Below are 23,454 nucleotides of genomic sequence, written 5' to 3' on the forward strand. Positions count from 1 at the left end.
GGCAGACTGGCTGGCCGAGTCGCCCTCGCGGCAGGGCGGTGGCCAGGTACGAGTGGGTACAGGAACGGGCGCAAGGAGCCGAGCATGTCGATGGCGGGCAACCTGCGGAAGGTCAGCGGCCTGCGCGGGGTGGGCGGGCTGCGGAAGGTCGCACGGCTGGCGCGGCGCCGGCCCCGGGTCGATCTGAGCCACCCGGCGCGCTCCCCGCTCGGATCGGCGGTGGTGAACTGCGTGACGTACCGCGACGGGGTGCGCGAGCGGGGCGGCCGCGATCTGGTCGAGGCGGTGCGCGCGGTGCGGAAGTCGGACGACGGGTTCGTCTGGCTCGGTCTGCACGAGCCCTCCGAGCTGGAGTTCGCGGACATCGCCGAGCTGTTCGACCTGCATCCGCTGGCGGTGGAGGACGCGGTCCACGCGCATCAGCGGCCGAAGGTCGAGCGGTACGGGCAGACGCTGTTCGCCGTGCTGAAGACGGTCTGTTACGTCGAGCACGCGGAGCTCACCGCGACCAGCGAGATCGTCGACACCGGCGAGATCATGGTGTTCGTCGGGCGGGAGTTCGTGATCACGGTGCGGCACGGCCGGCACGGTTCGCTCGGGCCGGTGCGGGAGAGCCTGGAGGCGGCTCCGGAGCAGCTCGCCAAGGGGCCGGCCGCGGTGCTGCACGCCATCGCGGACGGTGTGGTCGACGACTATCTGACGGTGATCGACGAGGTGCAGTCGGACATCGACGAGGTCGAGGCGGACGTGTTCGCGCAGAACGGGGCGCGGGCCGATCCGGGCCGCATCTACCAGCTCAAGCGCGAACTGCTGGAACTGAAGCGGGCGGTGGTGCCGCTGGCCCGCCCGATACAGGAGCTGGCGGGCCGCCGGTTCCCCGTCGTGCCGCCCGAGATACAGGCGTACTTCCGTGACGTGTCGGACCATCTGCTGCGCGCGGCGGAGCAGATCGCGGCCTTCGACGAACTGCTGAACTCGATCCTGCAGGCCCATCTCGCGCAGGTGACGGTCGCGCAGAACGAGGACATGCGCAAGATCACGGCGTGGGCGGCGATCGTCGCCGTCCCGACGATGGGCTGCGGGATCTACGGCATGAACTTCGACCACATGCCGGAGCTGCACTGGCGCTACGGCTATCCGCTCATGCTGTCCGTCATCGCCGCGATCTGTGTCGGCGTCTACCGGGGCTTCAAGCGCAACGGCTGGCTCTGAGAGCCTGCGCGTCGGACCGTCAGCCCTTGGCGTAGACGCTCTCCACCCACGACGCGATCTGGTCCTCGGACAGGTGGGTGGCCAGGTCGGCCTCGCTGATCATGCCGACCAGACGCTTGTTCTCGATGACCGGCAGGCGGCGGATCTGGTGGTCCTGCATCTCGTGGAGGACCTCGTCGACGTCGGCGCCCGCGTCGACCCAGCGGGGTGTGCCCTTGGCCATGTCACCCGCGGTGACCTGGGCGGGGTCGTGGCCCATGGCGACGCAGCCGACGACGATGTCGCGGTCGGTGAGGATGCCGCACAGCCGCTCGTTCTCGTCGCTGATGGGCAGCGCGCCGACGTTCAGTTCGCGCATCAGTTGGGCGGCGCGGTCCAGGGTCTCGTGGGCGGGGATCCAGCGCGCACCGGGGTGCATGATGTCCGCGGCGGTGGTCATGGTCGTACCTCCCGGTGCCGGGGTGGGGGTCCGGCGCCGTCCCTCATTCTCGCCGCGCCCGGTACGGGCCGCATGTCATCGCTGTGACCAGGCGGGATGCCGCGGATCGTCGGCGCGTACGACGACGTCGGCGGTGGCGGCCGGGTCGGTCTCGGTGTCGTAGCGGGCGAAGGCCGGCAGGGTCCACCGGGCGTCCTCGGGCGTGCGCCGCCGCAGCGCGCCCGGGGTCAGACTCACGTGGACCGTCAGGTCGAAGGGGAACCAGTGGTTCAGCAGGAAGGGGCCGTGCAGCAACAGCGCTCCGCCGGGCGGGAGTTCGGCGTAGGGGGTGCGGGTGGCGCGGTCGGTGGCCGGGTCCCACAGGTCGGGCAGGACGCGGCCCGTGCCGTCCGGTTCGAGGGGGCCGAACACCTCGCGCCACAGCGCGCCCGTGTCGAACCAGCCGCTGTAGTACGACTCCTCGTCCTCGCGACCGAACTCGTAGCGCAGCGAGGCCGGGCGCAGGAAGCCCTCGGTGCCGATCGCCACGGACGTGCGGCCGCGCACCCGCAGGGCTTCGGCGACGCGGGCTGCGAGGTCGCCGGGGCGGGCGGCCGGTGCCCCGTCGAACGCGACCTTCGGCCAGGGGCCGCCGTCGGCCGGCTTCAGGTCGAGCAGCCGCTCGGCGAGGGCGTCGCCGAGCCGTTCCCAGGTGATCGCTTCGAGTCGCACACGCTCCATGATGCCGCGCGGTGACGGAGCCTCTCCGGCGGGCATGAACCTCGTATGAGCAGCACAGTCCCGGATTCGGCGCGCGGCCCGCTCGTCTTCCGGCCGGTCAGGCGCAGACGGTGCGGCGCCTGCCACGTCGGGCCGCTCGCCCTGCTGGCCCTGGAGGAGGGGCAGCCGCGCTGTCTGGACTGCGCCGACCTGGGGCATCTGGTGTATCTGCCGCGCGGCGACACCGCGTTGACCCGGCGGGCCCGTGAGGAGAGCGGTCTGTCGGCGGTCGTGGTGCGGTTCCACCGGCGGCGCGGGCGGTACGAGCGCCAGGGCGTGCTCGTCGAAGAGGCGGCGCTCGTGCGGGCCGAGGCGCGCTGTCTGGCGGACGCCGAGGCGCGGGCCCGGCGACGGGAGCGGGACGCGGCGCGGCGGGCGGCGCACGACGTGCGGTTCGTGGCGTCGTTCGCGGCGGAGATCCGGCGCCTGTACCCCGGTTGTCCGGCCGAGCGGGCGGCGGCGATCGCCGGGCACGCGGGGTTGCGGGGCAGCGGGCGGGTGGGGCGCAGCGCGGCGGGGCGGGCGCTGTCGGAAGGGGCGGTCGGCGCCGCGGTGCGGGCCGCGGTCCGGCACGTGGACACGCCGTACGACCGGCTGTTGATGGACGGGGTGCCCCGCAGGGAGGCACGGACGCGGGTGACCGGGACCGTCGAGGCCGTGCTGGACGCCTGGCGGGCGGGCCGGGCCGGGAGCGGGCACATGCCCGGAGCATGAGGAAATCGCTGCCCATGACCGGGCGTGTGCGGCATGATCCCTGCACGGACCTAGCGGGTTGGGGTGGGGATGATCGAGGGACCGTATTTCGTGCTCGTGGCGCTCGGGGCGTTGTGGTGCGGGGTGACGGCGGGGGTGTTCGTCGCGTTCTCCACGTTCGTGATGCGCGGCCTCGGGGCGCTGCCTCCCGCGCGCGGGATCGCGGCGATGAACGCGATCAACACGGCGGCGGTGAACCCGGCCTTCATGGTCGTCTTCCTCGGCGCGGCCGTGCTGTGCGCGGTGATCGCTGTCGTCACGTTCGTGCTGTGGCCCGACGAGGGCACCACGGAACTGCTGATCGGCTGCGTCCTGTACCTGGTGGGCGCGTTCGGCGTGACGGTCGTGGCGAACATTCCGCGCAACGAGGCCCTCGCCCGGCTGGCGGGTGACGAGGAGTCCGAGAGCGGCGCCGCGTACTGGCGCACGTACCTGCGCGAGTGGGTCATGTGGAACCACGTCCGGGGCGGTGCCTCGCTCGCCGCGGCGGCGTCGTTCGTGCTGGCCCTGACCTGAGACACGGCCCGCCGGCGCGCACGGCCGGCCGCCGATGCGGACGGCCCGTCCGCTGAGCGCGCACCCCGGGGCCACTCCGACGTATCGTGACGAAAAGAGCCACGTTCGTAGGGAGACGGCCATGGCCGACCCCAAGGGCTTTCTCACCACGCCTCGACAGGAGGCGCCGCGCCGCCCCGTCGGCGAGCGGGTCCGCGACTGGGACGAGGTGTACGTCCCCGGCGGGCTGCTGCCCATCGTCTCCGCGCAGGCCGACCGCTGCATGGACTGCGGGATCCCGTTCTGCCACGAGGCGTGTCCGCTGGGGAATCTGATCCCGGAGTGGAACGAGCTGGTGGCGCGGGACGACTGGCGGGCGGCGAGCGAGCGGCTGCACGCCACGAACAACTTCCCCGAGTTCACCGGGCGGCTGTGCCCCGCGCCCTGCGAGGCGGGGTGTGTGCTGGCGATCAACCAGCCGGCGGTGACGATCAAGAACGTCGAGGTGGCCATCGCCGACCGCGCCTGGCAGGACGGGCTCGTGGCCGCCCGGCCGCCGGACCGGCTGAGCGGGCGGACGGTCGCCGTGGTCGGTTCGGGGCCCGCGGGCCTCGCGGCGGCACAGCAGCTGACCCGGGCCGGGCACACCGTGGCCGTGTACGAACGGGACGACCGGCCGGGCGGGCTGCTGCGCTACGGCATCCCGGCGTTCAAGATGGAGAAGTCCCATCTGGAGCGCAGGCTCGGCCAGTTGCGGCAGGAAGGGGTGCGCTTCCGTACGTCGGTGGAGATCGGCCGGGACATCCCGGCCGCGGAGCTGCGGGCCAGGTACGACGCCGTGGTGCTCGCCACGGGAGCCACCGCATGGCGTGAACTGGACGTGCCGGGCAGGGAGTTGGCCGGAGTGCATCAGGCGATGGAGTATCTGCCGCTGGCCAACCGGGTGTGCGAGGGCGACCTCGACTCGTCACCCCTGAGCGCGGCCGGGCGGCACGTCGTCATCGTCGGCGGCGGCGACACGGGCGCCGACTGTCTGGGGACGGCGGTGCGGGAAGGGGCGCTATCCGTCACGCAGTTGGACATCTACGGCAAGCCCGACGACGTGCGCGACGAGGTGGCCGAGCCCTGGCCGACGTACCCGAAGCTGTACCGGCTCTCGGCCGCGCACGAGGAGGCGGGCGAACTGAGGACGGCACCGGCCGCCGACGCGGACGCCCGGCTCTTCGCGGCGTCCACGCTGCGCTTCACCGGGGACGCGCAGGGGCACGTGCGGGAACTGCACGTGGTCGAGGTGGACGCGGCGCGGCGGCCGCGCGCGGGCACGGACCGGGCGCTGCCCGCCGATCTGGTGCTGCTGGCGCTCGGCTTCCACGGTCCCGAGCGCGGAGCGGGCGGGGTCGTGGACCAGTTGGGGCTCGATGTCACCGCGCGGGGCGGGCTCGCGCGGGACGCCGCCTTCGGCACCGGGGTGCCGGGGGTGTTCGTCGCCGGGGACGCCGGGCGGGGGCAGTCGCTCGTGGTGTGGGCGATCGCGGAGGGGCGGGCCGCCGCGGCGGCCGTGGACCGGTGGCTGACGGGGGCCACGCGGCTCCCGGCGCCGATCGCGGCGCACGACCGCCCCATGACCACGTGAGCCCCCGTCTCCCCCGCCCCGCTGCCGCCGGGCTCAGCGCTCGTCGGTGCCCGCCCGCTTCGCCGTCGCCAGGGCCACCCTGTTCCAGGTGTTGATGGTGCAGATCAGGGCGATGACCTGGGCGAGTTCGGCCTCGTCGAAGTGGGCCGCGGCCTCCGCGTAGACGGCGTCGGGGACCCCGGCGTCGGCCACTTCGGTCACGGCCTCGGTGAGTGCCAGCGCCGCCTGCTCCTTCGGCGTGAAGAAATGCCGCGCCTCGCGCCACACCGCGACCAGGTGCAGCCGGTCCTCGCTCTCGCCGGCCTTGCGGGCGTCGTTCGTGTGCATGTGGAGGCAGTACGCGCAGTTGTTGATCAGCGAGGAACGGATCTGGATCAGTTCCACCAGGGCCGGGTCGAGACCCGCGCGGGCGGCGGCGTCGAAGCCGATGAGGGCGCGGAACGCCTTGGGGGCGGACTTGGCGAAGTCGGTCCGCACGACCGCCGCGACCTGCGTGTCCGTCGTCGTGTTGCTCGTCGTGTTCGTCGTCATGACAGGAAATCTACGGCCCCGAGAGACCCGCTGTAGGGTGCATTTCCATGGCGGAATCGTGGGTCAATTCGGCGGAGCGGATCGGGGTCGATCTGCATCTGGAGCTGTCCGGGTCGGGCAGCCGGCGGGGCGCGCTCGCCGCCGCGCTGCGCGACGCCGTCCGGTCCGGTCGGCTCTCCCCCGGCACCCGGCTGCCGCCGTACCGGGCGCTCGCCGCCGACCTGGGCGTCGCCCGGAACACCGTCGCCGACGCCTACGCCGAACTCGTCGCCGAGGGCTGGCTCACCGCCCGGCAGGGGTCGGGGACCCGGGTCGCGGAGCGGGCGAAGCCGCCGGGCCGGCCGGAGCGGGTGCCGAAGGCGGTGCCGCGGCGCCGGGAGGGCCCGGCGCACGATCTGCGGCAGGGCACGCCGGACGCCTCGGCGTTCCCGCGGGCGGCGTGGGCGACGGCGTACCGGCGCGCCCTGACCGACGCGCCGGCCGCGGCGTTCGGGCCCGGCGACCCCCAGGGCCGCGTCGAGCTGCGCACCGCGCTCGCGGAGTATCTGGCGCGGGCGCGCGGGGTGCGCGCCGAGCCCGAACGCATCGTGATCTGCTCGGGGTTCGCCCATGCGCTGCGGCTGCTGTACGGGGAGCGGGTGCTGCGGGGCCCGTTGGCCGTGGAGTCGTACGGGCTCGGGTTCCACCGGTCGCTGCTGGACCGCGCGGGGGTGCGGACCCTGCCGCTGACGCTCGATCAGGACGGTGCCCGCATCGATGAGTTGACCGGCATGAGCCGGGTGCGCGGGGTGCTGCTGACGCCCGCGCACCAGTTCCCGACGGGCGGTCCGCTGCATCCGGAGCGGCGGGCGGCCGTCGTGGACTGGGCGCGGACGCACGGCGGTGTGGTCGTGGAGGACGACTACGACGGGGAGTTCCGCTACGACCGCAAGCCGGTCGGGGCGGTGCAGGGGCTGGATCCGGAGCGGGTCGTGTACGTGGGCTCCGTGAGCAAGAGCCTGTCCCCCGCGCTGCGGCTGGGGTGGATGGTGCTGCCCCGGCATCTGGTGGGCGGCGTGCTGGCGGCCAAGGGCGAGCGGGAGGCGTGGGCGGGCGTCCTCGACCAGTTGGCGCTCGCCGAGTTCCTGCGCTCGGGGGCGTACGACCGGCACGTACGGAGGATGCGCCAGCGCTACCGGCTCCGCCGGGACCGTCTGGTGGGCGCGCTGGCCGAGCGGGCGCCGCACATCGAGGTGACCGGGATCGCGGCGGGTCTGCACGCGGTGCTGCGGCTGCCCGCGGGCAGTGAGCGGGCGGTGCTGAAGGCCGCGGCCTGGCGGGGGATCGCACTGGAGGGCCTGGCGGAGTTCCGGCATCCGCAGGCGTCGCAGCCTGCGGTGGACGGACTGGTCGTGGGATACGCGGCGGCTGCCGAGCGGGCCTACGGGGCGGCGGTCGACGCGTTGTGCGCGGTGCTCTGACGGGGGTGGCCCGCGGCGCCCCATTCGGGGCGCTCCCCCGCCGTCAGGATCCTGCTGCCACAAGCGGTGTCACCAGAGGTGTCACGACTGGTGTCACGACTGGTGTCACGAGAGGTCTCACGAGAGGAGGAAGTCCGCGGCCCCCGCCTTCGCTCCCTCGATGAACGCGTTGATCTCGGCCGGGGTGTAGATCAGGGCGGGCCCGTCCGGGTCCGAGGACTGACGCACGGCGACCCGGCCGTCGGCCAGCTTCATGGCTTCGAGGCAGTTGCCTCCGTTGCCGCCGCTCCACGGCTTGTGCCAGCCCTCGGTGCCGAGTTCACGCGCGGGCATGCCGTTGTAGATCGGCTCGCCGTCGACGCCTCGTATCCGGTCCTTGATCCGGTCCATTCACAGCTCCTTGCGGAGATCGCGGAGGATCTCCTTTGTGCGTTGTGCCGTCGCGGCATGCGCCGCCATGCGGTCCATGACCTCCAGGTGAGTGGCCACCTCGGGTCGCGCGTCCAGGTAGACCGCGCCGGTCAGGTACTCGCTGTACACCATGTCCGGCAGTTCTGACATGGCAAATCGGAACAGGACGAAGGGGCCGTAGGTGCCCGGGTGCGGGCCCCTCGCGAACTCCGCGACCTGAAGCGTCACGTTCGGCTGCTCCATCGCTTCGAGCAGCCGGTCGATCTGGCCGCGCATCACGTCCGGGTCGCCGACGGGACGGCGCAGGGCGGTCTCGTCCATGACCACCCACAGACGGGGCGCGTCCTCACGGGTGAGCAGATTCTGGCGTTGCATGCGCAGGGCGACGTGCCGTTCGACGACCTCGGGGTCGTCGGCGAGCTCACGGCCTATGGCCCCGGATCGGAGCACCCCGCGCGCGTAGTCCTCGGTCTGCAGCAGGCCCGGCACGAAGTGCGGCTCGTACGACCTGATGAGGGCGGCCGCGCCCTCCAGGCTCACGTACATCGAGAACCAGCCGGGCAGGATGTCGTGGAACCGCTGCCACCAGCCCGGCTTGTTCGCGTCCTCCGCGAGCTGCACGAACGCGTCGGACTCGTCCCCGGCGACACCGTAGGACTTCAGGAGGAGCTGGAGGTACGGGATCTTGAGCGCGACCTCCGCGGTCTCCATGCGGCGGATCGTCGCGGCGGTCACGCGGAGTACTCGCGCGGCCTCCTCGCGCTTGAGTCCGGCGCTCTCGCGGAGGTCCTGGAGGCGCCGGCCCAGGACGACCTGGCCGACCGTCGGCGCGGACCGCGGTTCGCTCACGCCCCTTACCTCCCAGTAGTTCACGTGTCTGGATCCAGCCGCGGAAGAAGGTCCGGAGAGGGTGGTTCACCGGCCGTTTCCCCGCGGTTCGCCCCCAATGGGCGCCGCGCGACGAGCTGTTGCGAGCAGTGTGCCATGCCCGCTCCGCGCGGCACACTGCACTCTGCACTTTTCAGAGTGGCTCTTGCCAAGTGTTCACGACGGGGAGATAGTGGCAAGCGTGACTCCGTCCGCGCCCTTAGGAACAGAAGTCGGCGAAGCTACGCTCAGTGACCGTTCGGCCACCCCGGTGGGGTCCGCGGTGCGGCGCAGCAGCTTCGAACTGGCTCCCCACCCGGGCTCCGCCGCACAGGCCCGGCGCATGACGCGCACCCATCTCAGCCGATGGGGAGCGTGCGAGGACACCTGTGACGCGGCCGCCCTCGTCGTGTCCGAGCTGGTCACGAACGCGATCGTGCACACGGCCAGCCGCCGCATCCACTGCGAGCTGCGCGAACTGCGCGACGACGCGGGTGAGCGGGTGCGGATAGCGGTGCGCGACGAAGGCTGCATCTCTGGTGACACCCGCCCCGCGGGCCGGATCGCGCCCGAGGAGGAGCACGGCAGGGGGCTCCTTCTGGTGGCCGCCGTGTCCACCGCGTGGGGCGCCCAGGAGACCGGGCCCGGACTGCTCGTCTGGGCGGAGCTGCCGCGGGACGCCGAGGCGGTGACGGGTCCCGGGCCCGTGCCGGTCCCCGACGGCACCGGCTGGGCCTGGTGAGCGACGCCCGCCCCGACCAGGCGGACGAAGAACGACGATCGTGCTGAACGGGAACGGATGGGCGTGGTGACGACGCGGACGATGCAGTTGGACTCCCTGGTCGGACTCGCCCGGCGGCGACGCGCCCCGCACCCGGCCGAACCGGTGCGCCTGAGCGTGCCGGACGGCATGACCGCGCCGCTGGGCTGCGACGCGGTGGCGGTCCCCGAGGTCTTCGCCCGCGCGATGACGCGCCGGCTGCCGCGGATGGGCTGCGTGTACGCGGACGGGGCGCACTGGTGGTGGCTCGTGCCGTCGGACTCGGACGTGGCGCTTGAGTGGCCGGCGCCCGCGCGCTACACCACCGGGATCGTGGTGCCCGACGCCCGGCAGGCCCCCGACCTCATCCACTGCCCGGACGGCAAGGTGCCGTACACCCCGCCCATTCCGCTGTACCTGGCGCTGTGCCGGGTGACCGGGACGACTCCGGCGTGGTCCCGGTCGGTGGGCGCTCCCTGACCCAGGGGCCCCACGCCTTTCCTCACCACCCCTCGCCGGGGACGCCGCCGGTGGCCGGAAGTGTCCGGAGCGTACCGGTCGTGGAACAACTCCCTTGCCAGTGCGGGCACTTCGGGCCCTTCTTGTACTCGGCACATGGCACTGCGGGGTGAGGCACCCGGCATCGCTTGCCCGGGGCCGCGACGGGGACGGGGTGGTTCGATGAGCACGACCGCATCGGCGGGCAGGGCGGACGGTGCCGAGCCCGACGAACCGGTGACCTCGGAGTCGGAGGCGCTCCTGTTCGGCGGTCCGCTGCGCTACGACATCGGCTGGTCGGCGCACGAGGACGCCTTTCTCCAGCTGAACTTCCGGGCGATGCTGACGCGGCTGCCCGCGCTGCTCGCGTCCAGTTTCCGGCTGGCGCGGGACGCGGACCGGCGCGCGGCGGGCGTCGTGCTGGCCGCGGAGTCGGGCCGCGGGATCGCGCAGGCGGTGAGCCTGCTCGCGGTGAACAGCGTGCTGGCGCGGCTCTTCGCGGGCGGCCCGATGGCGGACCGGCTGCGCGGCGCGGCGCCCGCGCTGATCGCCATGGCGGCCGTACTGCTGGTGGCGGCGCTGCTGCGCGCCGCGTCGACGTACGCGACGGGCCGTCTGGAGCCGAAGGTCGAACGCCTGGCCACGGAGCGGTACTTGGAGCGTGCGGCGGCCGTGGAGCTGGCGGCGATCGAGGACGACGCGTTCCACAAGCTGCTCGACACCGCGCAGTACGGGGCGTCGTCGGCGCGCCGGATGATCTCCATCGCGACCCGCGTGGTGAACGCGCTGATCTCACTGATCGCGGCGGCGAGCGTCCTGACGGTGCTGCATCCGGTGCTGCTGCCGCTCCTCGTGACGATGACGCTGCCGAGCGCGTGGAGCGCCCTGACGATCGCGCGGCGCCGCTACCGCTCGTTCCACGTGTGGGTGCAGCACGCGCGGGCGGGCCGGCTGATCAGCAGCCTGCTCATCGACACGGCGGCGGCGCCGGAGATCCGGGTGCACGGGGTGGGTCCGTTCCTGCTGCGCCACTTCCGCTCGATGTCGGAAACGCAGGAGGCGGAACAGGCGCGGCTCGCCCGGCTCGCGGCGCGTACCGGGCTGGTCGCGGCGGCCTGGACGGGCCTCGCGACGACGGCGACGTACGCGACGCTCGGTCTGCTCCTGCTGACCGGTGCGATGGCGCTGTCGGTGGCGGGAACGGCGGTGATCGCGATCCGTACCGGTTCGCAGAGCCTGGACACGCTCGTCCTGGAGATCAACTCCCTGCACGAGGACGCCCTGTTCGTCGGTGACCTGGAGCGGCTGTACGTGGAGGCGGCCCGCCGGGCGATCCCGCGCGGCGGCTGTCAGCTTCCGGCGGAGCCGGCGGAGATCAGGTTCGAGAACGTGACCTTCGCCTATCCCGGCAGCGCGGCCCGCCCCGCCCTCGACGACGTGACGCTGTCGGTGCCGACGGGCCGCATCGTCGCGCTCGTCGGGGAGAACGGCTCCGGCAAGACGACCCTGGTGAAGCTGCTCGCCGGGCTCTACACCCCGCAGAGCGGCCGGATCCGGTGGGACGGGGTCGACGCGGCGGACGCGGACCGGGTCCAGCTCGCCGAGCGCGTCGCGATGGTGGCGCAGGACTTCAAGCGCTGGCCGTTCACCGCGCGCGTCAACGTCGGCATCGGCCGCGCGTCGTACGAGCCGACCGAGGAGCGGGTCGGCGACGCCGTGGCGCAGGCGGGCGCGGGTGAGGTCGTACGGGACCTGCCGCGCGGCATCGACACCCTCCTCGCGCGTGCGTTCAGCGGCGGGCACGAGCTGTCGGGCGGGCAGTGGCAGCGGCTCGGCATCGCGCGGGCCGCGTTCCGCAAGGGCCGGATCCTCATCGTCGACGAGCCGACGGCCGCGCTGGACGCGCGGGCCGAGCTGGAGGTCTTCGAGAAGATCAGGGCGCTGGCGGGCACGGGCCAGACGGTCATCCTGATCACGCACCGCCTCGCGTCCGTCCGCCACGCCGACCTGGTCCACGTCCTGGAGCAGGGCCGTCTGGTCGAATCGGGCTCGCCCGACGAGCTGTTGGCGGCGGGCGGGGTCTACGCCGAGCTGTACCGGCTCCAGGCGGACCAGTTCACGCGACGGGCTCCGGGGCCGCCTCCCGCACGATCACCAGAAACGCATCCGTCGCCAAGTCCATGACCACCTCGGCCGGCTGGCCCTCCAGGCGGCGCAGGCGCGCGAACTCCTCCGCGGGCCAGGAGCCGCGGGGCCCGCCGGCCGGGAAGCGTCGCAGTACCACTCGTCCGTTGATCATCGTTCGTCCCTGCCCCCGTGATCGTGCCGAAAGTACCGGCGCCGGTCCGTCCCGGCGCCTTATGAGGGAGAACGCTGACAGGGGGCGTAAGGACTCGCAACGTGACGATAATGACACCGAGTTGGGACGCGTTCCGCTCGGGAGGCAGAGGGTGGGACGGGAGGGGCGGGGACGGGCTCGCGGTGTCCGCTCAGTCGAGGTACTCGTCGTGGTACCGGATCCGCGCGCTGCCCGCGGGCGCGCCGAGGGCCGAGGCGCGGCCCTGTGGCTGTTCCCATTCCTCCTGCCGGCCGAGCGCGGTGAGGTCGAGGAGGTTGGTGGTGAACCCGATGTTGTCGAGGCCGCGGTCGAACGCCGAGTAGGTATGGAAGATCCGCTCGCCGTCGCGCAGGAAGCAGCTGAGCGCGGGCCGCTCCTGGAGGCCGTCGTCGGTCTCGACCGTGGCGCCGAAGTCCTGGTTGAAGTCGCTGAGGTTCGACGAGTACCAGGGCGTCGTCCAGCCCATCCGGGCCTTGAACGGGAGGATCTTGGTGAAGGGCGCGCGGGAGACCGCCGCGAAGGCCGTGCCGCGGGCGCGCAGGTGGGCCAGGTGCCCGATCTGGTCGAGGAACCCCGAGCAGCTGCGGCAGCCCGCGTCCCACTCGGGCGCGAACATGAAGTGGTAGACCACGAGTTGGGAGCGCCCCTCGAAGAGGTCGAACAGTTCGGCCTTGCCGTCGGCGCCCTCGAGGACGTACGGCTTGTCCATCTCGACCATGGGCAGCTCGCGCCGCCGGGTGTTCAACGCGTCGCGCGCCCGGGTCGCCGTCTTCTCCAGGGCGAGCAGCTCCTCGCGGGCCGCGCGCCACTCCTCGCGGGTGACCACCTTCGGCAGCCCCATGGTTCCTCCTCGGGTCGGGGTCTCTCGAAGGGGTGACCGCGGGTGTCGGCGGAACTCATCGGCTCCGGGGAAACTTTCTCGCGCGCCGTCTCAGGTGTCGTACTCCTGGATGCGCCGGCCGTGTCCGCGCTCGACGAGCGCGGGCAGCAGTTCACTCAACTCCCGTGCCACGGAAGGCACATCGATCGTGGTCAGGCGCCCGTCGCGCATCAGGACCCGGCCGTCGACGATGGTGGTGCGCACGTCGCCGGAGCGGGCACTGTGCACGAGGGTCGCGGCGAGATCGTGCACGGGCTGCGTGTGCGGGCCGCTCAGGTCGACGAGGACGAGGTCGGCGCGGCGGCCCGGCGCGAGGGAGCCGATGCTCGCGCCGAGGCCGATCGCGCGGGCGCTGTCGAGGGTGGCGTGACGCAGCGCCTGACGGGCGGTCAGCCAGCGCGGGTCGCGCTCGGTCCGCTTCTGCACGAGGGCGGTGAGCGTCATCGCCTCCCAGACGTCGAGGGTGTTGTTGGAGGCGGCGCCGTCGGTGGCGAGGCCGACGTGCGCACCGGCCTCGACGAGTGCGCGGACCGGTGTCGTGTCCCAGCCGAACTTCAGGTAGCCGCGGGGTGCGCTGGCCACGCCGACGCGTCCGGTGGCGGACCGCAATGCGGGCAGGTCGCGGTCCAGGATGCCGGTGCCGTGGGCGATGAGGACATCGACGTCGAGCAGGCCGGTGTCCTTGAGAATGTCGATGGGGGTGCGGCCGTGGCGGTCGAGGCTGGTGTCGGTCTGGGCGCGGTTCTCGGCGGCGTGCAGATGCACCAACAGGCCGTGTTCGTGCGCGAGTTCAGCGGTGGCGGCGAGGTCGGCCTCGTCGACGGTGTACGGGGCGTGGGGCGCGAGGGAGGTGGTGATGCGGCCGTCGGCACCGCCTCGGTGGCGCAGGGCGAAGTCGAGGGAGCGTTCCCGCCCCTCGGGCCCCTGGGAGGAGAAGAAGGCCTCGCCGAGATTGGCGCGCAGTCCGGTTCCGGCGACGACCTCGGCGATGGTGTCCATGGCGAAGTAGTGGTCGGCGAAGCAGGTGACGCCGCCGCCGATCAGCTCGGCGCAGGCGAGCCGGGCGCCGAGTTCCACGACGCGCGGGGTGAGGTTCGACTCGATGGGCCAGATCCAGTCGTTGAACCACTCCTGCTCGGGCAGGTCCTCCACGAGTCCGCGCAGGGCCACCATCGGGCTGTGCGTATGGCAGTTGACGAGTCCGGGCAGGGCGACGAGTCCGCGGGCGTCGATCCGTTCGGCGCTCTCCAGGCCGGCCACGGCGGCGCTGTCGGTGACGTCGACGACGACTCCGTCCCGTACGACGAGAGCGGTGTCGGGCCTGAAGTGGATCCCTTCGGCGGCGAGTTGGGGATCGGGTTCGTCCGGGTCGGCGTGCAGCAGGGCGGTGCATCCGGTGACGATCAGGTCGGCGGTGGGGGCGGTGGCGGCGTCCATGGGGGCACGGTAGCGAGCGGCGGGGTCCGCGCGGCCCGCCGTGGCCTGTTCGCTGAGTAGGCACTGTTGTCCGCTGAGCCGTACGCCATCACAATGCTCATGCCAAGCACGGGCGTGCGCCCTTCATGACGCACGCCCGTCCCCCCACACGGTGCACCACTCTCAGCACGGGAGAGGAACCCCCCACATGAAGAAGTCTCTCGTCGGCGCGTTCTCCGCCGCTCTGCTCCTGGGAACGGCGGCGGTCCCCGCCACGGCACTTGACGCGTCCGGCGCGTCGGCGGCGCCCAGAGCCAAGGCCGTGGACTTCGCCGGAACGGTCGCGCTCAGCAACTGTTCCGGTTCCGTCGTCCGCGTACCGGACTCCCAGCCGACGGACCCGGCCCTGGTCCTGTCCAACGGCCACTGCCTGGAGTCCGGCTTCCCCGGTCCCGGCGAGGTCGTCGTCGACCAGCCCTCGTCGCGCACCTTCACCCTGCTCGACTCCTCGGCCGGCGATGTCGCGACGCTGCGGGCGAGCAAGATCGCGTACGGCACGATGACGGACACCGACGTCTCGCTCTACGAACTCACCAGCACCTACGAGCAGATCGAGAGCTCGTACGGCATCAAGGCCCTGGAACTGTCGGCGGACCACCCGACCCAGGGCACGGCGATCAGCGTGGTCTCCGGCTACTGGAAGAAGACGTACAACTGCTCGGTCGACGGCTTCGCCTACAACCTCAAGGAGGGCGAGTGGACCTGGAAGGACTCGGTCCGCTACACCTCCGACTGCCAGACGATCGGCGGCACGTCCGGCTCCCCGGTGCTCGACCGGGCGACCGGGAAGGTCGTCGCGGTCAACAACACCGGTAACGAGGACGGGGGGCGCTGCACGGACAACAATCCGTGCGAGGTGGACGAGAGCGGCAACGTGACGGTGCGCGAGGGCATCAACTACGCGCAGCAGACGTACGGGATCGTGCCGTGCGTCGGCACCGGCAACAAGATCGACCTGTCGGCACCGGGGTGTGCACTGCCCAAGCCGTGACGCTCCGGGGCGCAGGTGGTCCGCCTGCGCCCCGCCAGGGGCGCGGCACGGCGCCGAGCCGCTCGGCACCGCCGACCCGGCCCCCGCGAAGCGCTACGCCGCGAGCTCCGCCAGCAGCACCTCGATCCGCTCGGCGTCCCGCACAGGCACCCGCCCCGTGTCATCGACCTGCACCGCACACGCGGTGGTCGCGTCGACGAGCCGTTCCAGCACCACCGTGACCCGGCGCGATCCGTGCGAGTGCCGGGCCAGGAAGGGCAGTTCGGCGGCGGCCAGCTCGACGGCCGCCCTCGCCTCGGCCAGCGTCCGGTAGGCCTCCCGCCGCAGCGCCCAGCGGCCGGCCCGGTCCTCGTCACCGCTCAGCACGTGCCGTACGTACGACTGGGCGGCCTCGCGCGCGACGGCGATCCGCACCCGTACCCCGCCGCCCCGGTGCGCGCCGGGCCACGGCAGATGCCCGGCGATCAGCACGATGGCGCAGGCGAGCAGCGTCTCGGTGATCCGGCTCCAGGAGGCCCCCGGCTCACCGCCGGCCATCACGAGGGACAGGACGAGCACGGTGACGACGGCGGTCTGCGCGGCGAAGTGCCGGGTGGCGACGGGGATCAGCGCCCCGCACACGCCCACCAGCGCGACCAGTCCGAGAGGGCGCGGCAGGAGGGCGGCGAGCCCGGCGAACAGCAGCGCTCCGGCGACCGTCCCGGCGGCCCGGCAGAGCACGCGCGAGACCAGCGGCCCGAGATCGGGCTTGACGAGGAAGACGGCGGTGGCGGGCAGCCAGTACCAGTGCACCGGCTGCAGGGCCTGGGCGACGGCCGCGCCGGCCCCGAAGGAGAGCCCGACGCGCAGGCCGTACTCCCGCCCGGCGGGCCCAGCCGCCCGGCGCACGGCGGCGGTCGGCGAGACGCGGCGACGCACGGCGCCCTCGCTCCCGCTCCCCCGGTCGAACGCCTCGGCGGCCCGCAGCAGCGCCTCGTCCAGCGCCCGCAGTCCGGCATCGGAGCGGGCGGGCGCGGGCAGCGCACCGACCGGCGCACCGGTCCGCACGGCGGCGGCGAGCCGCAGCGGCCCCTCGGCGGCGCGGTCCGGCACGGGCTCCCCGGTCCAGGCCAGCGCGGTGGCGGCCTCGGCGAGCGGCAGCGCGGCGCCGAACTGCGCCCGCAGCCGCCGCGTCGCGGCCCCGCCCCCGCGCAGGGCGTCCTGCGCCTGGTCGAGCGCGGCGGTCAGGGCGGCGCGGCGGGCGCGGGCGTCCGGCCCGCCGGCGGCGCCGAGCAGCGCGGCGACGGCGTCGTACACCCCGGCGACGGCGGCGCGCTCCCCGTCGTACAGATAGCCGAGCCCCTTCGTGCGCACCGGCGACGGCAGTGCGACCCGCAGTGTCACCAGCCACCCGGCGCCGCCGGCGAACAGCAGCGCCCGCTGCCATCCGGCCTCCGGCAGCGGCATCCCCGCCCCCACGGCGACGGTCACGAGCAACTGCGTCCCGGCGGCCGAGGCGACGGGCCCGACGGCGCTGAACGCCCCGCCGATCAGGCCGAGTCCGGCGAAGGCGGCGACGATGACGAGGCCGCTCCCGGCGAACCCCGCGAGTGCACTGCCGATGAGCATGCCCAGGGCACCGGCGAGCGCGGGCCCGCCCAGCCTCGATACGGCGGCGAGCCGGGTCCCGGGCCGGTCGTTGACCCCGGCGAGCATGGCGCCGAGGGCGAGCAGCACCCCGCTGGACGGCCGCCCGGCGAGCACGCCGGTCAGGAGCAGCGGCCCGGCGGCGAGCGCCCCGCGCACGACGGCGGGCCACGGCACGGGGGCACGCTGGGCGCGGAGGGCGTGGGCGAGCCACGGAGGGAGGGAGTACGGGGGCTGCGGGCGAACCATGGTGAAGCGCAGGCTCCTGTCGTGGGAGGACGCGGTGGCGCCGGACGACATCGGCCAGCCGGTAACTGGTCCCTCCACCGTAAGGGACGTTGTGGAAGGGGAGGGAACGCCCGCATTTCCGCAATGTGACACTTGGCCCATGCCCTCCGACGAGAACGCCCGGCGCCGGTCCGCGGACGCGGGCTGGCCGGACGCCCCGGGCGACACGGCCCTGACGATCCATGTCCCCGAGGCGGACCCGCTGGTCCGCACTCCGGCGCGGGCGCACGTGACCGTCCTGTACCCCTTCCTGCCGCGGGAGCGTCTGGACGCGGCGACGGAGGCGGAACTGCGGGCGGTCATCGCGGCGGCGTCCCCGTTCACCCTCGCGTTCCGGGAGCTCCGTCGCTGGCCGGGGGTCCTCTATCTGCACCCGTCCCCCGCCGACCCGGTCCGCGCCTTGACGAAGGCGCTGCGGGAGCGCTGGCCTCAGGCGGTCCCGTACCGCGGCGTCTTCGGCGGCGAGGGCCTGGATCCCCATCTGACGCTCGCCGCCGGCGAGGGCACGGACGATCTCCCGGACACGGACTTCACCCCGCGCCTGCCCGTCCGCTCCGAGATCCGCGCGGTCCGCCTGATCGTGACGGACGGCCCGGGCACGGGCTGGCGCGATGTCGCCGACTATCCCTTGCTGGGCGCGGGCCGCTCCGCTTCCTGACGGGCGGCGCTCACCGCGGCTTCCAGCAACTCCTGTGCCTGGTCGACGAGTTCACCGAGCCCGAGCGAACGGTCTGCCAGCAGGGCGTCGATCCCGCGCAGTCCGGCGCGCTCCAGCAGCCGCTTCTCGTTGGTCACCCACTGCCCGCGGGCGGCGAGCACGGCGTGTCCGGCCTGCATGGCGGCGACGGCGACGGCCCCCACGACCTCGGTGCGGCCACCCAGCGGCACGTTCCCCGCGCGGGCGTAGTGCAGGGTGAGTCCGGCCCTCCCCCACCACTGCTCGGCGGCGGACGTGCGCAGGGCGGCGGGGTATCTGTCGGGCCGGGGCGCCTCCCCTCGCAGGACGCGGTTGACGGCGAGTTCGGCGACGACGAGATAGGAGGGGATGCCGGCGAGATGGAAGAGCAGGGGTTCGACGCGGAACCGCCCGGCGACGGCCTCCGCGAGCTCGTGCTCGACGCTGTCGAGATCCCGGTAGTGGACATCGACGCGCCGTCCGTCGACGACCAGCCATCCGCCCCCGTTGAAGACGCCCCCGCCCCAGCCGCCGATCTCGGTGACCTCGCCCTCCCATCCGATCTCCCGCAGATGGCGCGGCGCGAACAGCCCCTCGCCGCCCCGGTAGTAGACGGCGGTGTCCCAGTCGCTCGCCTCGCTGTGCGTGCCCTGCGCCCGCGACCCGCCGAGCGAGACGGCGCGGACGCCGGGGAGGGCGGCCAGGCGGTCGGCGAGGTGGTCGAGGAAGGCGGTGTCGGTGAGTTCGGGCATGGCGGCCACCGTAGTCACTTCACGCCCGGCTCTCCTGTCGATTGTTCCGCGCCCGAGCCCGCCCGCCACGCCGAGCAGCTACCCCTTCGCGTTCCGCGCCAGCTCCAGCGCCCGCGCCGCGAACCACTGCCCCGCTCCCGGCCCGCCCCGGCACGTCCCGTCCGACTCTCCCGGGCGTTTCACCCACAGGTACGCGTCCAGCGCCGCGTCCCCCGTGGCGGTCGTCGGCGGGACGCCGAGGGCACGGCCCGGTGGATTGCACCAGGCGTCGGCGCCCGCGTAGGGGCCGTTGCCGTTGCGGCTGGTGTCGATCACGAAGTGCTTGTCGCCGCCCAGGGCGGCGATCAGGCGGTGCCCGTACGCCGACGTCTCCTTGTTCGTGCGGTAGTTGGAGACGTTCAGGGCCACCCCGGCCGCCCGGCCGACGCCCGCCGCCCGCAGCGGGGCGACCAGGCGCTGTACGTCCGGGATCCAGCTCGCGTTGCCCGCGTCCAGGTAGACGCGGGTGTTCGGGCGGGCGGCGATGCGCTGGACCGCGTACGCGAGCAGGGCGTACCGCTCCTTGGCGTTCGCGCCGGCGCAGCCCGCCACCGTCGACGCCACCGCGTCCGGTTCCACGATGACGTACGCGCCGCGGGAGCCCAGGCCCGCGGCGAAGGAGTCGACGTAGGCGCGGTAGGCCGCCGCGTCGCCCGCGCCGCCGGCCGAGTGCAGACCGCAGTCGCGGTGCGGGATGTGGTAGGTGACGAGCACCGTGGTGCGGTGGGCGCGCGCCGCCGCCGTGGTGACCGCGCGGACGGTGGGGCCGGGGTTGGGGTCGTTCAGCCAGGTCGCCTGGGGGCGGGTGGCGATGCGGTCGACGAGCCGGGCGTCCGCCCAGCGGTGCTGCGCGCGGAGCGCCGCCGACTGGCGCGCCGCCGTCGTGTTCGGGTCCACCCAGAAGGACGTGGTGGGCCCGGACCCGGACGGTGCGAGCGTCAGGAACGCCGCCAGCAGGGCGCCCAGGACGGGGCGTGGGGACAAGGACATGCCCGGATGATGCGGGGTGCTCCCGCGCGCGGGAGCGGTGACCGGTCGGGGTTACCCGGGGGTGCACTCGTTCGGCCCCGCCGCGGCGGCCGCGCGTTCCCCGCGGCAGATCAGTCCGTACAGCCCCGCCGCCCCGGCCGTCCCGATGAACCACGAGTACGCGGCCACGGAATCGAAGGCGGGCACCAGGGCCAGGACCACGGCCAGGGCGGCCGACGGGACGAACGCCGCGAGGGCCTTGGGGTTCACGCCGCCGCGGTAGTGGTAGCGCGAGCCGGGCCGCGCGTCGAAGAGGGCCGCGGCGTCGATGCGGCCCCGCTTCACCCAGAAGTAGTCGAGCATGATGATCCCGAAGAGGGGCCCGAGGAAGGCGCCGAGGCCGCCCAGGAAGTAGTTCACCACGTTCGGGTTCGAGTACAGGTTCCACGGGGTCACGACCAGCGCCGCCACCGTCGAGATCGCCCCGCCGACCTTGAACGTGATCTTCTGCGGCCAGACGTTCGCCAGGTCGTAGGCCGGGGAGACGAAGTTGGCGACGATGTTGACGCCCATCGTGGCGACGGCGAAGGTCAGTGCGCCGAAGACGAGGACCCAGGTGTTGCCGATGCGGGCGACGAGCAGGGCCGGGTCGGTGATCGCCTCTCCGAACACCTCCAGGCTGCCGGCCGTGACGACCACCGAGAGGACCACGAACGCGGTCGAGTTGACGGGCAGGCCCCAGAAGTTGCCGCGCCGCACGGTCCGGTAGTCGGGGGCGAAGCGGGAGAAGTCGCAGAAGTTCAGCATCAGCGTGCCGTACGTCGCCAGGATCAGGCCTATGGCGCCGAACCACTGGCGGAACTGCTCCCCCGTGGAGACCGGGTGGACGGTCGTCGTCAGCGAGATCGTCCAGCCCGCCTTCGCCCAGATCCAGACGGCCAGCGCGAGCATGACGACCCAGATCGCCGGGCCGCAGAAGTCCTGGAACTTCCTTACGGATTCCATGCCCTGAGTGATGATCAGGGACTGGACCAGCCAGAGCGCGAGGAACGACGCCCAGCCGAGCGCGTGCAGGCCGAGGAACGAGTGCCGCGTCCAGGACTCCACGCCCGGGAACGCGGCGAGCACCATCACGTTCACCGCCACCGACGCCAGGTACGTCTGGATGCCGTACCACATGATGGCGATCACGGCCCGGACGAGCGCGGGGATGTTCGCTCCCCAGACCCCGAAGCTGATGCGGCTGACGACCGGGAACGGGACACCGTGGCGCTGGCCGATGCGGCCCATCGCGTTGCAGCCGGCGTAGATCAGGACGAAGCCGATGAGCAGGGCCGTGAAGATCTGCCAGGCGTTGAGGCCGAGCACCAACAGGCCTGCGGCGAAGGTGTAGTTGCCGAGGTTGTGGACGTCGGACATCCACAGGGCGAAGAGGTCGAAGACCTTCCACGTGCGTTCGCCCGCGGGGGCGAGGTCCTCGTTGACCAGGCGCGGGTCGGGGGTGAAGTCGCTGCTGTTCCGCGTGTGCACCGGTTCGGCCACGGACATGGGAGCCTCCCAAGGGCTGCCGCGTTGGTATACCAAAGCGGCGTCATGGTCCCGCTCCCCACGACACCCCGCAATGTCCACGCGGTTAAGGCTCGGTAAAAGACCCCGGGCCGGGCCGGCACCCCGCATCGGCGAAGATGGAGGCATGACGACGGTGGAACCCCTGGGCGCGGTGCGCGAACGTGTGCTCGCCACGCTGCGGCAGGACATCATCGGCGGCCGCCTACGACCCGGCGACCGCCTGGTCGAGCGGGAGCTCGCCGAGCGCTTCGGGGTGTCCCGCGTCCCGGTGCGCGAGGCGATCCGGGCGCTGCTCGCCGAAGGATTCGTGACGTTCGAGACCCCGCGCCGGGCCGTGGTGCGCACCCTCACGCACACCGATGTCACCGAACTGTACGAACTGCGCGAGGCGTTGGAGGTCTACGCGGCCGGTCTCGCCGCCGAGCGGGCGCAGCGGGACGATCTGGCGCAGCTGGAGGAACTCCTCGAACTCGCCGCGCGGGCCACGCGGGAGGGCGACGACGAGACGATCGCCGACATCAACAGCCGCTTCCACGACCGGCTCCTGGCCATGGCGGGCAACGGACTGCTGATCGGCGTGATGCAGCCCGTCGACGGGCGCCTTCGCTGGCTGACCCGGCGCAACGAGGCCTGGTCCAAACAGCTCGACGAGCACCGGCAGCTGTACGACGCCGTGGCCGCCGGCGACCCGGAGCGGGCGCGGGCGGTGGCGCTGGGCCACGTGCGGGCCAACTACCGCTCCACCGTGCGGCACCTCTTCGGCGACGACGGCCGGCCTACTGCGCCCTGACGTTCCGCATCCGCCCGTACGCGTACACGCACCCGGCGAGGGCCAGGTCCGACAGGAGCATGAAGCCGATGGAGTACGAGTCCTTGGCGCTGTAGATCGCGCCCATGACCAGCGGCGGGACGAAGCCGCCGAGGCCGCCCATCGCACCGACGATGCCGGTCACCGAGCCGACCTGGGGCTGCGGGGTGACCTGGGAGACGAGCGCGAAGACGGAGCCGCTCGCGGTGCCGAGGCCCGCCGCCATCAGCAGGAAGCAGATCGTACCCATGGGGTTCAGGGCCGGGTCGAAGGCCTGGACGATGGCGAACAGGGCGACCAGGGCGAGCGCGCACGCGGTGACGAGCGCCGGGTGGATCCGGTCGGAGAGCCAGCCGCCGATGGGGCGGAAGATCACCGTGACGAGGGCGAAGCCCGCCGCTTTGGTGCCGGCGTCCGTGGGGCTCAGTTCGTACCAGGTCTTCAGGTACGTGGGCAGGTAGACGCCGAAGGCGACGATGCCGCCGAAGCCGATCGCGTACAGCGCCGACAGTTCCCAGGTGACGCGGAGCTTGCCGGCCGCGCCGAGCCGCTTGCCCAGCGACGTCGTGGGGATCTTGCGGTCGGGGTGGTCGGTGATCAGGACGGCCGCGAGGACCGCGTACACGGCGAGCGCGATGGCGACGACGACGAACGGCAGGTTCTCGCCGTGCTTGGCCATGCGCGGCGTGAAGTAGCCGGACAGGGCGACGCCGCCCATGCCCATGCCGAAGATGCCGAGCGCGAGGCCGCGGTGCGCGGGCGGGAACCAGGAGTTCACCAGCGGGATGCCGATGGCGAAGGTGGTGCCGCCGAGGCCGAGCAGGAAGCCCACGGCGATCATCGCGCCGAAGTTGTGCCGGGCCGGGATCACCAGCAGCACGGGGATGATGGTGAGCGCCGAGATCAGCGGGAACAGCAGCTTGGCACCGTAGCGGTCGGTGAGCGCGCCGACCGGGATGCGGCCGAGCGAGCCCACGAGCACGGGCACCGCGACGAGGAACGACTGGGCGAACGAGCTGAGCTTCAGGTCCGAGCCGAAGACGCCGGCGAGCGGCGCGATCAGGTTCCAGGCCCAGAAGGTGAGCGCGAAACCCACCGTGGCCACGACGAGGTTGCGGTAGGCCGCGGCCGGGGGCTTGAGGTGCTGCGCTGTCTCCGTTGGCGTCACCCCTTCACGCTAGGAAGGGTCACCTGTCCGTTCCTGATCTGCTGCTCCGTTCGGCT

24 protein-coding genes are annotated in these 23,454 nt (G+C 73.0%); 11 read left to right on the forward strand and 13 right to left on the reverse strand.

The annotated features are described in order from the left end of the window. The first annotated feature begins 84 nt into the window (after positions 1-84). Positions 85-1,212, forward strand: coding sequence for a magnesium and cobalt transport protein CorA (locus ACVHNB_RS30165; RefSeq protein WP_428955374.1), 1,128 nt, complete (start codon positions 85-87; stop codon positions 1,210-1,212). A 19-nt stretch (positions 1,213-1,231) separates the two neighbouring features. Here the strand turns inward: ACVHNB_RS30165 and ACVHNB_RS30170 are convergent, their stop codons facing one another. Beyond that, positions 1,232-1,651: a CBS domain-containing protein gene (locus ACVHNB_RS30170; protein WP_456226311.1), complete on the reverse strand. Its 420-nt coding sequence runs from the start codon at positions 1,649-1,651 to the stop codon at positions 1,232-1,234. Positions 1,652-1,726: 75 nt separating this feature from the next. Then, positions 1,727-2,371, reverse strand: coding sequence for a nucleoside/nucleotide kinase family protein (locus ACVHNB_RS30175; protein WP_428955372.1), 645 nt, complete (start codon positions 2,369-2,371; stop codon positions 1,727-1,729). Between the two features lie 45 nt (positions 2,372-2,416). Here ACVHNB_RS30175 and ACVHNB_RS30180 point away from each other — a divergent pair, with 45 nt between their 5' ends. The 3 genes from ACVHNB_RS30180 (at position 2,417) to ACVHNB_RS30190 (ending at position 5,291) form a co-directional block, all read left to right on the forward strand. Next, on the forward strand, positions 2,417-3,124 hold the full coding sequence (locus tag ACVHNB_RS30180; RefSeq protein ID WP_428955371.1) for a DUF2293 domain-containing protein: 708 nt from the start codon (positions 2,417-2,419) through the stop codon (positions 3,122-3,124). Between the two features lie 69 nt (positions 3,125-3,193). After that, on the forward strand, positions 3,194-3,679 hold the full coding sequence (locus ACVHNB_RS30185; protein ID WP_428955370.1) for an anthrone oxygenase family protein: 486 nt from the start codon (positions 3,194-3,196) through the stop codon (positions 3,677-3,679). Between the two features lie 121 nt (positions 3,680-3,800). Then, positions 3,801-5,291, forward strand: a complete 1,491-nt coding sequence (locus ACVHNB_RS30190; RefSeq protein WP_456226312.1) for a glutamate synthase subunit beta — start codon at positions 3,801-3,803, stop codon at positions 5,289-5,291. A 33-nt stretch (positions 5,292-5,324) separates the two neighbouring features. Here the strand turns inward: ACVHNB_RS30190 and ACVHNB_RS30195 are convergent, their stop codons facing one another. Further along, positions 5,325-5,822, reverse strand: a complete 498-nt coding sequence (locus ACVHNB_RS30195; RefSeq protein ID WP_456226313.1) for a carboxymuconolactone decarboxylase family protein — start codon at positions 5,820-5,822, stop codon at positions 5,325-5,327. Positions 5,823-5,869: 47 nt separating this feature from the next. Between ACVHNB_RS30195 and pdxR the strand changes: the two genes are divergently transcribed. Beyond that, the gene (pdxR, locus tag ACVHNB_RS30200; RefSeq protein WP_428955367.1) at positions 5,870-7,282 is read left to right on the forward strand and encodes a MocR-like pyridoxine biosynthesis transcription factor PdxR; all 1,413 of its coding nucleotides are present in this window, start codon (positions 5,870-5,872) and stop codon (positions 7,280-7,282) included. Between the two features lie 117 nt (positions 7,283-7,399). On the opposite strand, the gene ACVHNB_RS30205 is transcribed toward pdxR, so the two are convergent. Both ACVHNB_RS30205 and ACVHNB_RS30210 read right to left on the reverse strand, forming a co-directional pair. Beyond that, complete coding sequence (locus ACVHNB_RS30205) at positions 7,400-7,672, reverse strand: DUF397 domain-containing protein (RefSeq protein ID WP_428955366.1); 273 nt, start codon at positions 7,670-7,672, stop codon at positions 7,400-7,402. Beyond that, complete coding sequence (locus tag ACVHNB_RS30210) at positions 7,673-8,542, reverse strand: helix-turn-helix domain-containing protein (protein ID WP_456226314.1); 870 nt, start codon at positions 8,540-8,542, stop codon at positions 7,673-7,675. It lies immediately after the preceding gene. 301 nt (positions 8,543-8,843) lie between these two features. Between ACVHNB_RS30210 and ACVHNB_RS30215 the strand changes: the two genes are divergently transcribed. From ACVHNB_RS30215 to ACVHNB_RS30225, 3 genes are all read left to right on the forward strand, one after another. Then, positions 8,844-9,302 carry an ATP-binding protein gene (locus tag ACVHNB_RS30215; protein ID WP_428955364.1) on the forward strand — a complete coding sequence of 153 codons (459 nt, stop codon included), beginning with the start codon at positions 8,844-8,846 and terminating at the stop codon, positions 9,300-9,302. 57 nt (positions 9,303-9,359) lie between these two features. Then, positions 9,360-9,800, forward strand: a complete 441-nt coding sequence (locus tag ACVHNB_RS30220) for a hypothetical protein (RefSeq protein ID WP_428955363.1) — start codon at positions 9,360-9,362, stop codon at positions 9,798-9,800. 201 nt (positions 9,801-10,001) lie between these two features. After that, the gene (locus ACVHNB_RS30225) at positions 10,002-12,002 is read left to right on the forward strand and encodes an ABC transporter ATP-binding protein (protein WP_428955362.1); all 2,001 of its coding nucleotides are present in this window, start codon (positions 10,002-10,004) and stop codon (positions 12,000-12,002) included. Here ACVHNB_RS30225 and ACVHNB_RS30230 read toward each other — a convergent pair. The 3 genes from ACVHNB_RS30230 to ACVHNB_RS30240 all read right to left on the reverse strand — a co-directional run bounded on the left by ACVHNB_RS30230 (position 11,935) and on the right by ACVHNB_RS30240 (position 14,473). Beyond that, positions 11,935-12,117, reverse strand: a complete 183-nt coding sequence (locus ACVHNB_RS30230) for a hypothetical protein (protein ID WP_456226315.1) — start codon at positions 12,115-12,117, stop codon at positions 11,935-11,937. The genes ACVHNB_RS30225 and ACVHNB_RS30230 overlap by 68 nt on opposite strands. A gap of 190 nt (positions 12,118-12,307) precedes the next feature. Further along, positions 12,308-12,997, reverse strand: coding sequence for a DUF899 domain-containing protein (locus ACVHNB_RS30235; RefSeq protein ID WP_456226316.1), 690 nt, complete (start codon positions 12,995-12,997; stop codon positions 12,308-12,310). A gap of 90 nt (positions 12,998-13,087) precedes the next feature. Beyond that, positions 13,088-14,473: an amidohydrolase gene (locus tag ACVHNB_RS30240; protein WP_456226317.1), complete on the reverse strand. Its 1,386-nt coding sequence runs from the start codon at positions 14,471-14,473 to the stop codon at positions 13,088-13,090. Between the two features lie 187 nt (positions 14,474-14,660). On the opposite strand from ACVHNB_RS30240, the gene ACVHNB_RS30245 reads away from it, so the two are divergent. Continuing rightward, entirely contained in the window at positions 14,661-15,503 is an 843-nt protein-coding gene (locus ACVHNB_RS30245) for a S1 family peptidase (RefSeq protein WP_456226318.1), read from the forward strand. 93 nt (positions 15,504-15,596) lie between these two features. On the opposite strand, the gene ACVHNB_RS30250 is transcribed toward ACVHNB_RS30245, so the two are convergent. Next, complete coding sequence (locus tag ACVHNB_RS30250) at positions 15,597-17,378, reverse strand: FUSC family protein (protein ID WP_456228967.1); 1,782 nt, start codon at positions 17,376-17,378, stop codon at positions 15,597-15,599. Positions 17,379-17,517: 139 nt separating this feature from the next. Here ACVHNB_RS30250 and ACVHNB_RS30255 point away from each other — a divergent pair, with 139 nt between their 5' ends. After that, positions 17,518-18,075, forward strand: a complete 558-nt coding sequence (locus ACVHNB_RS30255) for a 2'-5' RNA ligase family protein (protein WP_428955357.1) — start codon at positions 17,518-17,520, stop codon at positions 18,073-18,075. On the opposite strand, the gene ACVHNB_RS30260 is transcribed toward ACVHNB_RS30255, so the two are convergent. The 3 genes from ACVHNB_RS30260 to ACVHNB_RS30270 all read right to left on the reverse strand — a co-directional run bounded on the left by ACVHNB_RS30260 (position 18,039) and on the right by ACVHNB_RS30270 (position 21,401). Further along, positions 18,039-18,845, reverse strand: a complete 807-nt coding sequence (locus tag ACVHNB_RS30260; protein ID WP_456226319.1) for a nucleotidyltransferase domain-containing protein — start codon at positions 18,843-18,845, stop codon at positions 18,039-18,041. The genes ACVHNB_RS30255 and ACVHNB_RS30260 overlap by 37 nt on opposite strands. 78 nt (positions 18,846-18,923) lie before the next feature. Then, the gene (locus ACVHNB_RS30265) at positions 18,924-19,874 is read right to left on the reverse strand and encodes a glycoside hydrolase family 6 protein (protein WP_456226320.1); all 951 of its coding nucleotides are present in this window, start codon (positions 19,872-19,874) and stop codon (positions 18,924-18,926) included. 51 nt (positions 19,875-19,925) lie between these two features. Next, positions 19,926-21,401: an NCS1 family nucleobase:cation symporter-1 gene (locus tag ACVHNB_RS30270; RefSeq protein ID WP_456226321.1), complete on the reverse strand. Its 1,476-nt coding sequence runs from the start codon at positions 21,399-21,401 to the stop codon at positions 19,926-19,928. Positions 21,402-21,546: 145 nt separating this feature from the next. Here ACVHNB_RS30270 and ACVHNB_RS30275 point away from each other — a divergent pair, with 145 nt between their 5' ends. Beyond that, positions 21,547-22,212 carry a GntR family transcriptional regulator gene (locus ACVHNB_RS30275; protein WP_456226322.1) on the forward strand — a complete coding sequence of 222 codons (666 nt, stop codon included), beginning with the start codon at positions 21,547-21,549 and terminating at the stop codon, positions 22,210-22,212. Here ACVHNB_RS30275 and ACVHNB_RS30280 read toward each other — a convergent pair. After that, positions 22,199-23,398: a nitrate/nitrite transporter gene (locus tag ACVHNB_RS30280; protein ID WP_428955352.1), complete on the reverse strand. Its 1,200-nt coding sequence runs from the start codon at positions 23,396-23,398 to the stop codon at positions 22,199-22,201. The two genes, ACVHNB_RS30275 and ACVHNB_RS30280, sit on opposite strands and share 14 nt — an antisense overlap. Between the last annotated feature and the right edge of the window lie 56 nt (positions 23,399-23,454).

Source organism: Streptomyces sp. YJ-C3 (assembly GCF_053891275.1).